The sequence below is a fragment of the Pseudomonas sp. FBCC-B35 genome (assembly GCF_059133755.1).
This window is the reverse complement of record NZ_CP101439.1, coordinates 3,151,846-3,168,584: the sequence shown is the minus strand read 5'-3', so window position 1 is coordinate 3,168,584 and position 16,739 is coordinate 3,151,846. Positions and strand designations below refer to the sequence as shown.

General features: G+C 66.1%; 4 protein-coding genes. 1 reads left to right on the top strand and 3 read right to left on the bottom strand.

Going from position 1 to position 16,739, the window contains the following annotated elements; all coding sequences use genetic code 11:
• Positions 1 to 70 precede the first annotated feature (70 nt).
• The gene (locus NMB38_RS14265) at positions 71 to 13,021 is read left to right on the top strand and encodes a non-ribosomal peptide synthetase (protein ID WP_494354812.1); all 12,951 of its coding nucleotides are present in this window, start codon (positions 71 to 73) and stop codon (positions 13,019 to 13,021) included.
• Between the two features lie 244 nt (positions 13,022 to 13,265).
• Here NMB38_RS14265 and dsbG read toward each other — a convergent pair whose 3' ends face one another.
• The 3 genes from dsbG to dsbD are packed head-to-tail and all read right to left on the bottom strand — an operon-like array spanning position 13,266 to position 16,584.
• Entirely contained in the window at positions 13,266 to 14,024 is a 759-nt protein-coding gene (dsbG, locus tag NMB38_RS14260) for a thiol:disulfide interchange protein DsbG (RefSeq protein WP_181074243.1), read from the bottom strand.
• A gap of 2 nt (positions 14,025 to 14,026) precedes the next feature.
• On the bottom strand, positions 14,027 to 14,863 hold the full coding sequence (locus NMB38_RS14255; protein ID WP_027916034.1) for a TlpA disulfide reductase family protein: 837 nt from the start codon (positions 14,861 to 14,863) through the stop codon (positions 14,027 to 14,029).
• Positions 14,863 to 16,584 carry a protein-disulfide reductase DsbD gene (gene dsbD, locus NMB38_RS14250; protein WP_286885741.1) on the bottom strand — a complete coding sequence of 574 codons (1,722 nt, stop codon included), beginning with the start codon at positions 16,582 to 16,584 and terminating at the stop codon, positions 14,863 to 14,865. The genes NMB38_RS14255 and dsbD overlap by 1 nt, the downstream gene beginning before the upstream one ends.
• Positions 16,585 to 16,739: the final 155 nt, after the last annotated feature.

Sequence of the window (16,739 nt, the reverse complement as noted above, 5' to 3'; positions counted from 1 at the left end):
GCCGCTGATGCTGTCCGCCCCTGCAGGTGGCCACACCGGCCCGCCCACCTCGACACCGGCAGGAACACCCATGACGCATGCCTTCGAACTCCCGACTTCGCTGGTCCAGGCCCTGATGCAACGCGCCGCACAGAGCCCGGACAAGATCGCCTTGCGCTTTCTGGCCGATGCGCCCGGCGAACAGGCCGTGCTCACCTACCAGGCGCTCGACCAGCGCGCGCGCGCCATCGCGGCTGCGCTCCAGGCACGGGCCGCATTCGGGGACCGTGCCGTACTGTTGTTCCCTAGCGGGCCGGACTACGTGGCGGCCTTCTTCGGCTGCCTGTACGCCGGCGTCATCGCGGTGCCGGCCTACCCACCGGAGTCCGCACGCCAGCACCACCAGGAGCGCCTGCTTTCGATCATCGACGACGCCGAGCCGCGCCTGCTGCTGACCGTCGCGGCATTGCAAAAAAGTCTCCAGGGCCTGGAGGCGCTGCAAGCCGCGCAGGCCCCGGAGCTGCTGGCCGTTGACCAGCTCGATCCGACACAGGCGGCGGCTTGGCGCGAGCCTGCATTGCAGCCCCATGACATCGCGTTCCTGCAATACACATCCGGTTCCACGGCCTTGCCAAAGGGCGTGCAGGTCACCCACGGCAACCTGGTGGCGAACGAACAGCTGATCCGCCACGGCTTCGGTATCGATCTGAACCCAGACGACGTGATCGTCAGCTGGCTCCCGCTCTACCACGACATGGGGCTGATCGGCGGGCTGCTGCAGCCGATCTTCAGCGGCGTACCCTGCGTACTGATGTCGCCTGGCTATTTCCTGGCACGGCCGCTGCGTTGGTTGCAGGCCATCAGTGAGTACGGCGGCACCATCAGCGGCGGCCCCGACTTTGCGTACCGGCTGTGTAGCGAGCGGATCAGCAAGGCTTCCTTGGCAGGGCTCGACCTGAGCCGCTGGCGAGTGGCGTACTCGGGTTCCGAGCCGATTCGCCAGGACAGCCTGGCCACCTTCGCCGACACCTTCCAGGTCTGCGGCTTCAACCCACAAAGCTTCTTCGCCAGCTACGGGTTGGCAGAGGCCACGCTGTTCGTCAGCGGCAGCCGCCGCGGTGAGGGCATCGGCGCCTTGGCGCTCGATGCCCAGGCCTTCGCCGAAAACCGTGCCGAGCCCGGTGAGGGCAGTGTGGTGATGAGTTGCGGCTGGCCACAGCCCGGCCATGCGGTACGCATCGTCGAACCCCGGCAGCGCCAGGTGCTGGCGGACAATGAGGTAGGGGAAATCTGGGCTGCCGGGCCAAGCATCGCCCACGGGTACTGGCGCAATGTCCAGGCCAGCGCTCAGACGTTCGTCGAGATGGATGGCCAGCGCTGGCTGCGCACAGGCGACCTGGGTTTCATGCGCGGCGGCGAGGTGTTCGTCACCGGTCGCCTGAAAGACATGCTCATCGTGCGCGGGCAGAACCTCTACCCGCAGGACCTGGAAAAGACCCTTGAGCGTGAGGTCCCTACGCTGCGCAAGGGGAGGGTGGCCGTGTTTGCCGTCGAGCACGAGGGTGAGCAAGCCATTGGCGTGGCCGTGGAAATCAGCCGCAACGTGCAGAAGACGACCGCCCCCGATGCACTGATCAAAACGCTTCGTCATGTTGTCGCCGATGCGTGCCGCCAGGCCCCGGCCGTGGTCCTGTTACTCAACCCAGGTGCCTTGCCCAAGACCTCCAGCGGCAAACTCCAGCGCTCGGCCTGTCGTCTGCGCATGGACGATGGCACCCTCGATTGCTACGCGCGCTTTCCACAACCCGCTTTGCCGGCCACCGAGACCGTGACCGGTGAAGGGTTGCAGGCGCAAATCGCGCGTCTTTGGTGCGACATTCTCAAGGTCGAGGCGGTGGCGGCGGACGATCATTTCATGCTGCTGGGCGGCAACTCCATTGCCGCCACCCAGGTCACGGCAGCGCTGGCCGACGCCTTGGGCATCGAGTTGAGCCTGCGCACCCTCTTCGAGGCCCCAGTGCTGGCCGACTACACCCAGGCGGTTGCTGCAAGCCTTGCCCAAGGCCAGCAAGCGGGGGCCATCGACCTGTTGCCCCGCGACAGGCCACTGCCCCAGTCGCTGGCGCAGAACCGCCTGTGGCTGCTTTGGCAACTGCAGCCGCAATCGGCTGCCTACAACATTCCTGCTGGCCTGCAACTGCGCGGGGCCCTGGATGAACCTGCTCTGGAAGCCGCCCTGCAGGCGCTGGTAGAGCGCCACGAAGCCTTGCGTACGGTGTTCAGCGAAGCCGACGGCCAGCCATGGCAACGCGTCCTGGCTCACCTGCCGGTGAACCTTCAGCGGCTTGACTTGCAGGGGCAAGCGCCCGAGCAGGTCGACAGCCAGCGAGAGGCCGAGGCCTGCCTGCCTTTCGATCTGCAGAGAGGGCCGCTGCTGCGCCTGACGCTGGTCCATCTGGACGAGGAGCATCACCAGCTTTGGGTAACCCTGCACCACATTGTTGCCGATGGCTGGTCGCTCACCTTGCTCATGGACGAGCTGGCGCGTCTTTATGCGGCTTATTGCCAGGGCCTGGAACCCAAGCTGGCACCGCTCGGGCTGGGCTACGCCGACTACGGTAACTGGCAGCGCACCTGGTTGGCAGAGGGTGCAGCCGAGCGTCAGCTCGCCTACTGGCGCGATCAGCTGGGCGATGCGGCGCCGGTTCTGGACCTGTGCACCGACCACCCCCGCGCCAGCCAGCGTGGCAACCACGCCGCACGCCTGAACGTGAAGGTGCCTGCGCACTTGTCCCAGGCCCTCAACGCCTTGGCACATCAACACCAATGCAGCTTGTTCATGGTGCTGCTGGCGGGTTGGCAGGCGCTGCTGCACCGTTATACCGGCCAGGCCGACATCCGGGTCGGTGTGCCCAATGCCAACCGCTCGCGCCTTCAAAGCCAAGGGCTGGTCGGTTTCTTCATCAACACCCAGGTGCTGCGCGCTCAGGTACACGGCCGACTGCCGTTCGCCGAATTGCTCGGCCAGGTGCGCCAGGCCACCCTTGACGCACAGGCCAACCAGGACCTGCCGTTCGAGCAGTTGGTCGAGGCGCTGCCCCAGGCCCGTGAACAAGGCCTGTTCCAGGTCATGTTCAACCACCAGCAACGCGATCTGTCGGCGCTGCGGCGCCTGCCGGGTCTGCTGGCCGAAGAGCTGCCCTGGCACAGCCGGGAAGCCAAGTTCGACCTGCAACTGCACAGCGAGCAAGATCACCAGGGCCGTGTGCGCCTGGCGTTCGACTACGCCAGCGAACTGTTCGAGCAGGACACGGTGGCGCGGCTTGCTCAGCACCTGTTGAGCCTGTTCGAGCACGTCTGCGAAACGCCGCAGCTGCCCATCGGCGAAGTCCCCCTGCTGGATGAGGCGAGCCGTGCACGCTTGCTGGACTGGGGGCAAGCGCCGGCTGCGCAGCCGCCACAGCTGCTGGTCGAGCAGCTCAATGAGCAGGCTCGCCTGCACCCGCAGCGCACGGCACTGGCCTGGGAGGGCGGCAGCCTCGGTTACGCCGAACTGCATCAGCAGGCCAATCGCCTGGCCCATTACCTGCGCGACAAGGGCGTGGGCCCCGATACCTGCGTGGCCATCGCCATTGAGCGCTCGCCCCAGCTGCTGGTAGGCCTGCTGGCCATCCTCAAGGCCGGCGGCGCCTATGTGCCGCTGGACGTGGATTACCCGGCCGAGCGTCTGGCCTTCATGCTGGCCGACTGCAATGCCGGCCTGCTGCTCAGCCACAGCAGCCAATTGGCCACGCTGCCGCACGTGCAGGGTGTTGGCGTGATCGCGCTGGACCAACTGCACCTGGACAACTGGCCGAGCCAACCGCCCCGGCTCCACCTGGACGCCGACAACCTGGCCTACGTGATCTATACCTCCGGCTCCACTGGCCAGCCCAAGGGCGTAGGCAACACCCACGGGGCGCTCGCCGAGCGGCTGCAGTGGATGCAGGCGACCTACGCACTTGGCGCGGACGACGTGTTGATGCAGAAGGCACCGATCAGTTTCGATGTTTCGGTGTGGGAATGCTTCTGGCCGCTGATCACCGGCTGCAAGCTGGTACTTGCCGGTGCCGGTGAGCACCGCGATCCGCAGCGCATCGCAGCGCTGGTGCAGGCCCATGGCGTGACCACCCTGCATTTCGTGCCATCTTTGTTGCAGGTATTCGTCCAGGAGCCCCAGGCTGCGGGCTGCAGCAGCCTGCGCCGCCTGTTCTCCGGCGGCGAGGCGTTGTCGGCTGCCTTGCGCGACCGGGTCTTGCAGGTGCTGCCACAGGTGCAGCTGCACAACCGTTACGGCCCGACCGAAACCGCCATCAACGTCACCCACTGGCATTGCACCGCCAGCGACGGTGGGCATTCGCCCATGGGCCGCCCGTTGGGCAATGTGCTGTGTCAGGTGCTGGACGATGAGCTGCACCTGAGTGCACCTGGGGTGCCGGGCGAGCTGTACCTGGGTGGCACGGGCTTGGCCCGTGGCTACCTGGGCCGCCCTGGCCTGACGGCCGAGCGCTTCGTGCCCCAGCCTGGCGGCAATGGCCAGCGCCTGTACCGAAGCGGCGACCGAGTGCGCTGGTTGGTGCAGTACCCGGCGCTTGAGTACCTGGGCCGCCTCGACCACCAGGTGAAAGTACGTGGCTTCCGCGTGGAGCCCGAAGAAGTGCAGGCCTGCCTGCTGGCCCAGGCCGGCGTCGAGCAGGCGGTGGTGCGGGTTCATCAGGACACCGTCGGCGCACAACTGGTGGGTTACTACAGCGGCACTGCCGAATCGGGCCCCTTGCTCGCGGCGCTTGCCGAGCAACTTCCGGCCTACATGGTGCCCGCACAGCTGATGTGGCTGGCGCAGATGCCGCTCGGCCCGAGCGGCAAGGTCGATCGCAAGGCATTACCGGCGCCTGTGTGGCAGCAGCGTGAGCACATCGAGCCACACAGCCCCTTGCAACGGCAGGTCGCGGCCATCTGGTGCGAGGTGTTGGGCCTGCCCCAGGTCGGCTTGCAGGACGATTTCTTCGCCCTAGGCGGGCACTCCTTGCTGGCGACGCAAATCGTCTCGCGCACGCGACAGGCCTGCGACGTCGAGCTACCGTTGAAAGCCCTGTTCGACGCCAGCGAGCTGGGCGCCTTCTGCGCTGAAGTCGCACGCATCCAGGCCAGCGGTGAACGCAATGCGCAAGGCGACATCCCGCGCGTGGATCGCCGTCAGGCGGTACCGCTTTCCTATTCGCAACAGCGCATGTGGTTCCTTTGGCAAATGGAGCCCAACAGCCCGGCCTACAACGTCGGCGGCATGGCGCGCCTGCGCGGCACCCTGCATGTAGATGCCTTCGAGCGGGCGTTGCACGCGCTGGTCGTGCGTCACGAAACCCTGCGCACCACCTTCCCCAGCATCGAGGGCGTGCCTTATCAATGCGTGGCCGACGACAGCAACCTGCAGCTGGCCTGGCAAGATTTCAGTGCACTGCCCGACGCTGCCCGCCAGCAGCGCCTGCAACAGCTGGCCGACCAGCAGGCACACCAGGCGTTCGACCTGGAGAGTGGCCCCTTGCTGCGTGCCTGCCTGGTCAAGCTGCAGGAGCGCGAACACGTCTTCGTGCTCACCTTGCACCACATCGTCACCGAAGGCTGGGCCATGGATATCTTTGCCCGCGAACTGGGCGAGCTGTACGAAGCCTTTGTTGACGACCGTGAGTCGCCGCTGACGCCCTTGCCCGTCCAGTACCTGGACTACAGCGTATGGCAACGGCAATGGCTGGACAGCGGAGAGGGCGCTCGCCAGCTGGCTTACTGGAAACAGCGGCTGGGACAAGAGCACCCGGTACTGGCGCTGCCCACCGACCGCCCTCGACCTGCCGTGCAAAGCCACAAGGGCGAGCTCTACAGGTTCGAGCTGGACCCTGCGCTGGTGCAGCGCGTGCACACCTTCAACAGCCAGCGTGGCCTGACCTTGTTCATGACCATGACCGCCACCCTGGCGGTGCTGTTGCACCGCTACAGTGGTCAGCGCGACCTGCGTATCGGCGCCCCGGTGGCTAACCGCATCCGCCCCGAGAGCGAAGGGCTGATCGGTGCCTTCCTCAACACCCAGGTGCTGCGCTGCGAGCTGGACGGCCAGATGACCGCTGCCGAGGTGCTCGAGCAGGTGCGCCAGGCCGCCATCGAGGGGCAGTCCCACCAGGACTTGCCGTTCGAACAACTGGTCGAGGCCTTGCACCCGCCGCGCAGCAGCGCCTACAACCCGCTGTTCCAGGTGATGTGCAACGTGCAGCGCTGGGCCTTCCAGCAAAGCCGTACGCTGGCCGGCATGCAGGTGGACTACCTGGTCAACGACGCAGCCGCCACCAAGTTCGACCTCTACCTGGAGGTCACGGACCTTGATGGCCGTCTGGGCTGCTGCCTGACCTACAGCCAGGACCTGTTCGACGCGCCACGCATTGCCCGCATGGCCGCGCATTGGCAGCAGTTGCTGATCGGGCTGCTGGACCAGCCGCAGCAACGCCTGTGCGAACTGCCGATGCTCAGCAGCGCCGAACAGCAGGGGCTGGTCGCGCAACTGCGCGGCGAGCCGGTCAGCACGGCGCGGCATACACTGCATGGGCTGTTCGCGGCCCAGGCGGCCGAAGACCCGCAAGCACGGGCCCTGACGTTCGCCGGCCAGCACCTGAGCTACGCCGAGCTCGATCAGCAGGCCAACCGCCTGGCCCGCGCCTTGCGCGAGCGCGGTGTCGGCCCGCAGGTGCGGGTGGGCGTGGCGCTCGAACGCTCGCTGGAAATGGTCGTCGGCCTGCTGGCAGTACTGAAGGCCGGTGGCGCCTATGTACCGCTTGACCCGGAGTACCCGCTGGACCGCTTGCGCTACATGATCGAGGACAGCCAGGTCGCCGTACTGCTCAGCCAACGCCGCTTGCTGCAAGACCTCGGGCCGCTGCCGGAGCACCTGGCCTGCTGGAGCCTGGAAGACGACCAGCCTACGCTGGGCGCCTATAGCGAGGCGCCGCTGGACGATGTCAGCCTGGCGCAGCACCCGGCTTATCTGATCTACACCTCCGGGTCCACCGGCAAACCCAAAGGTGTGGTGGTCAGCCATGGCGAGTTCGCCATGCACTGCCAGGCAGTGATCCAGGCGTTTGGCATGCGCAGTGACGATTGCGAGCTGCATTTCTATTCCATCAACTTCGACGCGGCCAGCGAACGGCTGTGGGTGCCGCTGCTGTGTGGCGCACGTGTGGTCATCCGCGCCCAAGGGCAGTGGGGCGCCGACGAGATCTGCCAGCTGGTGCGAGAGCAACACGTCAGCGTGCTGGGCTTCACGCCCAGCTACGGCAGCCAGTTGGCTCAGCATCTGGCCGTGCAGGGCGAGTGCCTGCCGATGCGCCTGGTGATCACCGGGGGCGAGGCGTTGACCGGCGAGCACCTGCAGCGCATCCGCCAGGCCTTCACCCCTGATCAGCTGTTCAACGCCTACGGCCCCACCGAAACCGTGGTCATGCCGCTGGCCGCCCTGGCCCCGCAATCGCTGGCGGCCGACCTGGGCAGCGTGCCCATCGGGCGGGTGATCGGCCAACGCACGGCCTACATCCTCGATGATGACCTGGCCCTGTTGCCCCAGGGGGGCATCGGTGAGCTGTATGTGGGCGGCGCCGGCCTGGCCCAGGGCTACCACGACCGTCCTGGGCTGACCGCCGAACGCTTCGTCGCCGACCCCTTCAGCCACACCGGCGGGCGCCTGTACCGCACCGGCGACCTGGTGCGCCTGGGTCAGGATGGCCTGGTGGAGTACATCGGGCGCGCCGATCAGCAGGTGAAGATTCGCGGCTTCCGCATCGAGCTGGGTGAAATCGAAAGCCGCTTGCAGGCCCATGCCGATGTGGATGAAGCGGTGGTCATCGCCGTTGACATGCAGGGCGTGCGGCAACTGGTCGGCTACCTCGTAAGCCAGCACGCCGCTGGCGACCCGCATGCCCAGCAACAGCTGCGCGAAGCCGTCAAAGCCCATGCCCATCAGCATCTGCCGGACTACATGGTGCCGGCGCACCTGGTGCTGCTCGATTCCCTGCCGCTGATGGGCAATGGCAAGCTGGACCGCCGGGCCTTGCCGCTGCCCGACCTCGACCAGGCTCGCCAGCATTACCAAGCACCGACCAATGATGTGCAAGCGCAATTGGCGCAGGTCTGGGGTGAGGTGCTCAACGTCGATCAGGTCGGTGTTCAGGACAATTTCTTCGAACTGGGCGGTGACTCGATCCTGTCGATCCAAGTGGTCAGCCGCGCGCGGCAGGTAGGCCTGCAATTCTCCCCGCGTGACCTGTTCCAGCACCAGACCATCCAGGCCCTGGCGGCCATCGTGCAGCCGGTGCAGGTCACCGACAGCATCGAGCAAGGCCTACGCCAGGGCAGCGCACAGTTGACCCCGATCCAGCACTGGTTCTTCGACAGCGCGTTGGCGCAGCCGCAGCACTGGAACCAGGCCGTGCTGTTGCAATGCCGCGTGCCGCTGGATCAGACCCGGCTGCACACCGCGCTGGCCGCCCTGGTGGAGCACCACGACAGCTTGCGCCTGCGTTTCAGCGATGCTGCTGGCCATTGGCAGGCCGAGTACGCCCAGCCTGATGATCAACAGCTGCTGTGGTCGGCCACGGTCGCCGACCTGGACGATTGCCAGGCGCTGTACACCGACCTGCAACGCAGCCTCGACCTGCAGCGCGGTCCCTTGCTCCGTGCCTTGCTGGTGAGTGACGGGGAGGGCGAACAACGCCTGGCATTGACCATCCATCACTTGGTGGTCGACGGCGTTTCCTGGCGCATCCTGCTCGAAGACTTGCAGGCGCTGTACCGAGGCCAGGCCCTGCCGGCCAAGACCCATGCCCCAGGTGACTGGGCGGCGCGGCTGGCAGCCTATGCCAGCAGCGATTCGCTGCGTGACGAGCTGGGCCAGTGGCAGGCCCAGGTGGGTGAGGTACGCCATGAGCTACCCTGCGATCATCCCCAGGGCGGCAACGTGCAGCGTCATGCCCGGACCGTGACCATCGGCCTGGATGCCCAGCAGACCCGCCAGTTGCTGCAGCAGGCGCCTGCGGCCTACCACACCCAGGTCAATGACCTGCTGCTGACGGCACTGGCCCGCACCCTGTGCCAGTGGACGGGCCAGCCGCAGGCGCTGGTGCAGTTGGAGGGCCATGGCCGGGACGGGTTGTTCGAGGACATGGACCTGACCCGCAGCGTCGGCTGGTTCACCAACGCTTATCCGTTGAGCCTGTCCCCCCTGGCAGGGGATGATGACCAGGCACGGGCGGCGTCCATCAAGCGCATCAAGGAGCAGTTGCGCCAGGTGCCGCACAAGGGCCTTGGCTACGGTGTGCTGCGCTACCTGGCGGACCCGGCAGCGCGCGAGCAAATGGCGGCCCTGGCCCAAGCGCGCATCACCTTCAACTACCTGGGGCAGTTCGACCAGCAGTTCGACGACGGCGCGCTGTTCACGCCGGTGGACGCGCCGGTGGGCCTGGCCCATGACCCGGATGCGGCGCTGCCCAACTGGCTGAGTGTCGATGGCCAGGTCTACGGCGGTGCGTTGCAACTGCGCTGGACATTCAGCCGCGAACGCTATGAGCCGCACACCATCGCCACGCTGGCGAATGCCTATCGCCAGGAACTGGTGGCGCTGATCGACCATTGCCTGGCAGACGGGCAGGGCAGCTACACCCCCTCGGACTTCCCCCTGGCGCACCTTACCCAGGCGCAGATCGACGCGTTGCCCGTGCCGGCCAACCTGATCGAGGACGTCTACCCCCTGACCCCAATGCAGGAAGGCATGCTGCTGCACACCCTGCTCGAACCCGGCACGGGCCTGTACTACATGCAGGACCGCTACCGCATCAGCAGCGCAGTCGACCCGCAGCGCTTCGCCCAGGCCTGGCAACAGGTGGTGGCGCGGCATGAGGCCTTGCGCGCCTCGTTCAGCTGGAACAGTGGCGAGGCCATGCTGCAGATCATCCACAAGCCCGGGCAATTGGCCATGGATTACCAGGACTGGCGCGACCTGGACGACGCCGACCAGGAGGCTCGCCTGCAAGCCCTGCACAAGCAGGAGCGCGAAGCCGGCTTCGACGTGTTGCACACGCCGCCGTTCCACCTGCGCTTGGTGCGAGTGGCCGATGCGCGCTACTGGTTCATGATGAGCAACCACCACATCCTCATCGATGCCTGGTGCCGCTCGCTGCTGATGAACGACTTCTTCGAAATCTATCAGGCGCTGGGCGAGGACCGACAGGCGCAACTGCCGGTGCCGCCGCGCTACCGTGACTACATTGGCTGGCTGCAGCGCCAGGGGTTGGACGACGCGCGTGCCTGGTGGCAGGCCAACCTGGCCGGCTTCGAGCGCGCCACGGCGCTGCCAAGCGATCGTCCGTTGCGCCATGAGCATGCGGGCAGCGGCATGGTCGTCGGTGATTGCTACACGCGCCTGGCGGTCAGTGAGGGCACTCGCCTGCGCGAGCTGGCCCAGGCTCACCAGTTGACCGTCAACACCTTCGCCCAGGCGGCCTGGGCCCTGGTGCTGGCGCGCTACAGCGGCGAGCGCGACGTGGCCTTCGGCGTGACCGTGGCGGGTCGGCCGGTGAGCATGCCGCAGATGCAACGCACCGTCGGCCTGTTCATCAACAGCGTGGTGCTGCGTGTGCAGCTGCCAGCGGCTGGCCAAGGGTGCACTGTGCGCCAGTGGTTACAGGGTTTGCTGGAGCGCAACATGGAATTGCGCGAGTACGAATACCTGCCGCTGGTGGACATCCAGGCGTGCAGCGAACTGCCCAAGGGCCAGCCGTTGTTCGACAGCCTGTTCGTGTTCGAGAACGCCCCGGTGGAAACCGCCGTGCTCGACCACGCCAAGCACCTGGATGCTACCTCCGACTCAGGTCGCACCCACACCAATTTCCCGCTCACCGCGGTCTGTTACCCAGGTGATGACCTGGGCCTGCACCTCTCGTTCGACCAGCGCTACTTCGACTACCCGACCGTCGAGCGCTTGCTGGCCGAATTCAAGCGCCTGCTCCTGGCGCTGGTCCAGGGGTTCGACGAACAGGTGCAAGCCTTGCCGCTGGTGGGCGCCGAGGAACAGCGTTTCTTGCTCCAGGCATGCAACGACACTCAGCGGGCTTACCCCCTGGAGCAGAGTTATGTCGCGCAGTTCGAGGCGCGCGTGGCCGCCCATCCCCAGCGTACCGTGGCCCGGTGCCTGGACGCCGAGTACGACTATGCCAGGCTGAACCTGGCGGCCAACCGCCTGGGCCATGCATTGATCGGGGCTGGTGTACGGCTGGATCAGCCGGTGGCCCTGCTGGCCGATCGCGGCCTGCCGCTGCTGGGCATGATCGTTGGCAGCTTCAAGGCCGGTGCTGGTTACCTGCCGCTGGACCCAGGCCTGCCACCTGCGCGCCTGCAAAGCATCCTTGAGCTCAGCCGGGCGCCGGTGCTGGTGTGCAGCGCGGCCTGTGCCGAGCAGGGGCAGGCCTTGCTGCAAGCCCTGAACCCTGGCGTACGGCCCCAGTTGTTAGTGTGGGAAACCGTCCAGACCTGCACCATGGACAGCCACAACCCTGGGGTCCACAGCGGCCCGGACAACCTCGCTTACGTGATCTACACCTCAGGCTCCACCGGCTTGCCCAAGGGCGTGATGGTGGAGCAGCGCGGCATGCTCAACAACCAGCTGAGCAAGGTGCCCTACCTGGCGCTGACCGAGCACGATGTCATTGCGCAGACGGCGTCGCAGAGCTTCGACATTTCGGTGTGGCAGTTCCTGGCCGCGCCGCTGTTCGGCGCCCAGGTTGAAATCGTGCCCAACGCCATTGCCCACGATCCCCAGGGCCTGCTCACCCATGTCCAGGCCACCGGCATCACCGTTCTTGAGAGCGTGCCATCGCTGATCCAGGGCATGCTTGCCAGCGAACACCAGGCGCTGGACGGCCTGCGCTGGATGCTGCCTACCGGCGAAGCCATGCCACCGGAGTTGGCGGCGCAATGGCTGCAACGTTACCCACGGATCGGCCTGGTCAACGCCTACGGGCCAGCGGAATGTTCGGATGACGTGGCGTTCTTCCGTGTCGATGCCGACTCTACCCAAGGCAGCTACCTGCCCATCGGCACCCCGACCGACAATAACCGGCTGTACCTGCTGGGCGATGAACAGCAACTGGTGCCCTTGGGGGCCGTGGGCGAGTTGTGCGTGGCGGGTACGGGTGTGGGCCGTGGCTACGTGGGCGACCCGGCACGCACGGCGCTGGCGTTCATTCCCCACCCTTACGGTGCAGCAGGCGAGCGTCTGTACCGCACCGGCGACCTGGCCCGCCAGCGGCCTGACGGTGTGCTCGAGTACGTAGGCCGGATTGATCACCAGGTGAAGATTCGCGGTTACCGTATCGAACTGGGAGAAATCGAGGCCCGGCTGCATGAGCAGCCGCAGGTCCGCGATGCAGCGGTCGCTGTGCAGGAAGGTGTCAACGGCAAGCACTTGGTGGGTTACCTGGTGCCTCACCACGGGGTCACGGGCGACGACACGGTGCTCGCTCAGCTCAAGGCACGCCTGCGCGCCGAGCTGCCCGAGTACATGGTGCCCCTGCATTGGGCCTGGCTTGAGGCCTTGCCTCACAATGCCAACGGCAAGCTCGACCGCAAGGCCCTGCCCGCCATCGACATCGGCAGCCAGCACAGCCAGGCCTATCAGGCACCGCGCAGCGAGCTCGAGGGCCTGCTGGCCGGTATCTGGGCCGAGGTGCTCAAGGCCGACCGGGTCGGTGTGCACGACAACTTCTTCGAACTGGGCGGCCACTCGCTACTGGCCACCCAGATTGCCTCGCGGGTGCAGAAGCAACTGCAACTGAACGTGCCACTGCGGGCGATGTTCGAGTGCAGCACGGTGGCGGAACTGGCCGTGTTCGTGGAAGGGCTGCAGGGCAGTGCGCTCAATGAAGACAAGGTGGATCGATTGAGTGACTTGATGGCGGAGTTGGAGGGGTTGTGAGGGGCGGCGGGCGACGAGCAATCGTTCGTCCGTTCAAGGGCTAACGAAGTCGCAGGGGCTGCGGGGCTGAAATCCTGATGCTGCGGTGCGGCCTCTCGCGGCCGGTCCAGCGCCCCGGTGAGGCCGCTCCCAGGAATGAGTGGCTTTTGGATTCAGTGCGAAGCATCACGGGCAAATACCCGGGCTGTTTGCACTGCACCTTGAGACTCTAATTCCCAGGGACTTCAGCGCGTATTCCCGTTATTCACCGCTTACCCAAAATCGTCCCCAACATCTCAGGCCGCGGTGCCCCTTGCTGGCTGTGCACCTTGCCTTCACTGTCCTGGTAGAAGATCGCAGGAGTGGCCTGCAGGCCCATCTCCTGCATCAGGGCCATGTTGGAGGCGAGCTTTTGCTGCACCTCGGCCGGCACCTTGTCCAGGGCCTTGAGGGTGCTGGCCTTGCCGGCTTTCTCGTGCTGCTGCAGCGCCTTGGCAGGGTCCTTGGCGGCGAGCAGTGCTGCCGACTTGCCTGGGCTGTCTTCACGGATGATACCCACCATGATGTGGCGCAGCTGCACCTTGCCCGATTCCACCCAGGGGCGGGCCTGTTCCCAGAACATGTTGCAATACGGGCAGTTGGGGTCGCTGAACAGGTAGATCTTGCGCGGTGCATCGGCCTTGCCGTCGGCGATCCAGGCGGACTTCTCCATCTTTTGCCAGAACGCCTGGGTCATGGGGCCGTAGACCAGCTTCTCAAGCGGGGCGGCGCTTAGGTCCTTTCCCTGCTCGTCGAACAGGTTGCCCACCAGCACGTGCTTGCCGTCAGGGGTCAGGTACAGGGCCAGGGGGTTGTTCTGGTACTCGGCGGCATAGCCGCGCAGGCCGTCGGGCGCATCGAAGCTGCCCTTGATCACGGCGCCCTTGCTTTGCAACTGCTGGACCGCCTTGGGCAGGTCTTCGGCATACAGGGCGGGGCTGGCAAGCAAGCAAGCGGTGAGCGGGAAGAGTGCAGGCAATCGCATGGTCAATGTCCTTGTGCGGCAGGTTCGGGCGTGGCGGCCCGTTGGTAGGATTCCAGGGCGTGACGCAGGCTGGCGCGCGACAGCTCGCCCAGATGGCTGCCAAGCAGGCGGCCGCCCTCGTCGTAGAACAGGGTGGTAGGCAGGGCCATGGAGCCGACGCGCTGGGCCAGCAGGCCAGTGCCGTCGAACAGCACGTGGGTCAGGCTCAAGCCGGTGGTGGCCAGGAAAGTGCTGACGTTTTCAGGTGTCTCGCCTTGGTTGACGAACAGGAACGTCACATGGGGGTACTCGCCTTGCGCTTGTTGCAGTACAGGCATTTCCCGACGGCAGGGCGGGCACCAGGTCGCCCAGATGTTGATCACCAGCGGCTTACCCCGGTAGCGCTGCAACGCCACCGACTCGCCTGCGGCATCGCGCAGGGTGATGGCAGGCAATTCGGTCCCCTTGCTGTACAGGTGGCTACCCAAGCTGGCCAACCCCCAGAACAAGGCGCCGCTGAACAGCGCCCAGCTCAATGGCCGGCGCAGGCCAGGGCGACGCCAGCCTTGCCACACAGCAGCCAGGCTGATGCCCACAAGCCCTGGCCATAGCAGGAAACCGCCGTCGCGGATGTCGATGATCTGGAGCAGATCGCCCCGGTACATCGACCAGTAGGCCGCGACAAATCCGATCCGCGCGCACAACAGGCCGATCAGGAACAGATTGAACAGCGCGGACTCGGGGCTCTCGCCGCCACGCCGTGCCACCCACCAGCCGACCACGCTGGCAATGCCCAGGGCACAAAGCAGCACCAGATGGTTCAGGGCCATGGTCAGTGGCCCCAGGGTCACGGTCAGCATCAGCCCTGGCTCCGGGTGAGGGCCCACTGTTGCACGAAGGTGGCGGCATCCACTTCTCCGGTGATGCGCCTTGCCCGGCGCTCCTGGCCTTCTGGGCCGAGCCAGATCAGGGTAGGTGGGCCAGGCACCTGGTAACGCTGCAACAGCGCCTTGCTGGCGGGCGTATCGGTGGTGACGTCCAGGCGCAGCAGGTGCACGCCGGCCAGTTCGGCCTGGACGTCGCTGCGGCTGAACACCTGCTTTTCCATAACCTTGCAGGCCACGCACCAGTCGGCGTAGTAATCGAGCAGTACCCACTGGTTGCGGCCTTTGGCCGCGTCCAGCTCCTGTTGCAGTGCCTCGGGCGTACTCACGGTGACGAAGGCGTCGTGGGCAGGCGAGTCGGTGGCGGCCACCGTCCCACCCGTGAATGGGCGCAGCGGTTGCCACAGGTCATCGCCGCCGGCAGCGGCGCCGACCAGCAGCAAGCCGCCCCACATGGCTGCCAGCAACGGTGCAATGCGCAGCGCCGGAAGGCGCTGTAGCGCAGGCCAGGCGGTCCAGCCCAGTGCGATCAGCCAGGCCCCGCTCAAGGCCAACAGCAAGCTGGCCGGGAGCAGGCTGCGCACCGTGTACAGCGCCATGGCCAGGAACACGAAGCCGAAGATGCCTTTGACCAGGTTCATCCAGGCGCCAGGGCGTGGCAGGAAGCGGTTGCCCAGGGTCACGATCAGCAGCAGCGGTACCCCCATGCCCAGGCCCAGGCTGAACAGCACCAGCGCCCCTTGAAGCACGTCGCCGCTCTGGGCGATGTACAACAGCGCCCCGGCCAGCGGCGCGGTCATGCAGGGCCCCAGCAGCAGCCCGGACAACACGCCCAGCAGCGCAGCACCATACAGGTTGCCACCGCGCGTGCCCTGTCCGGCGCGGTCCAGGCGGTCGCGCAGGGCAGCGGGCAATTGCAGTTCGAAGGCGCCGAACATGGGCAGGGCCAACAACACGAACAAAGCGGCCAGGCTGCCCAGTAACCAGGGTTGTTGCAGCCAGGCCTGCAAGCTGGCGCCCAGTAGCGCAGCCACCACACCCAAGGCGGCATACACCAGGGCCATGCTCAGCACGTAGGTGCCAGCCAGCATCCAGCCACGCCGTGCACTGGCACCATTGCCCAGCACCAGCCCGGCGAGAATCGGCAGCATCGGCAACGAACAGGGCGTAAAGGCCAGCAGCAGGCCCAGGCCGAAGAAGGCCAGCAGGCCCCAGGCCAGGTTGCCCTGCTGCAGGCCGCTGGCCAACGCCTGATCGCTGGCCTGCTCAGCTTCCAGGGTGGCGACCGAGGCTTCGCCTCCCAGGTCGACCAGCGTCGTCTGCGGGGGGTAGCACAGGCCCGCATCGGCGCAGCCTTGCCAGCCAAGACGCAACTGCCCCTGGGCGCCGGGGGGCACCGTCAACTCAAGCTGTTCGCGGTAGACGGTGCTGTCGCCGAAAAACTCATCGTGGTGATTGATGCCCGCAGGCAAGGGCGGATGCTGGGCCGTGGGCAGCCCGTCGAACTTCAGGCGTTTCTGGTACAGGTAATAGCCCGGCTGAATCTGAAAATACAGGCGGGTAGAGCCGTCGGCCTGACGGTCGTGGGTTAGCACGAAAGCCTGTTCGACGGGTAGAAAGTCAGGCTTGGTGGCGAATGGGTTGGCCTGCGCTGGGCCAGCCAGCAGCACCATCAATAACAGCAGAAAAACGCGCATGAGTTTGCCTTGGCAGATCGTTGAATGGGGCCATGCTGGCGAGGATCGATTAACCCACTGTTAACGCGGGAATAGGGTTGAAGCAAGTCGGCTGACCTCCGGGTTCGACGAAATACCGCGACACAATGTCAGCTTGACTTTGCTTGTGATGGCGT

What these genes read in the sequence shown, in the direction of transcription:
- NMB38_RS14255 (WP_027916034.1), bottom strand. Translation starts at nt 14,863, where the DNA reads ATGCTGACCGTGACCCTGGGGCCACTGACCATGGCCCTGAACCATCTG.
- dsbG (WP_181074243.1), bottom strand. Translation starts at nt 14,024, where the DNA reads ATGCGATTGCCTGCACTCTTCCCGCTCACCGCTTGCTTGCTTGCCAGC.
- dsbD (WP_286885741.1), bottom strand. Translation starts at nt 16,584, where the DNA reads ATGCGCGTTTTTCTGCTGTTATTGATGGTGCTGCTGGCTGGCCCAGCG.
- NMB38_RS14265 (WP_494354812.1), top strand. Translation starts at nt 71, where the DNA reads ATGACGCATGCCTTCGAACTCCCGACTTCGCTGGTCCAGGCCCTGATG.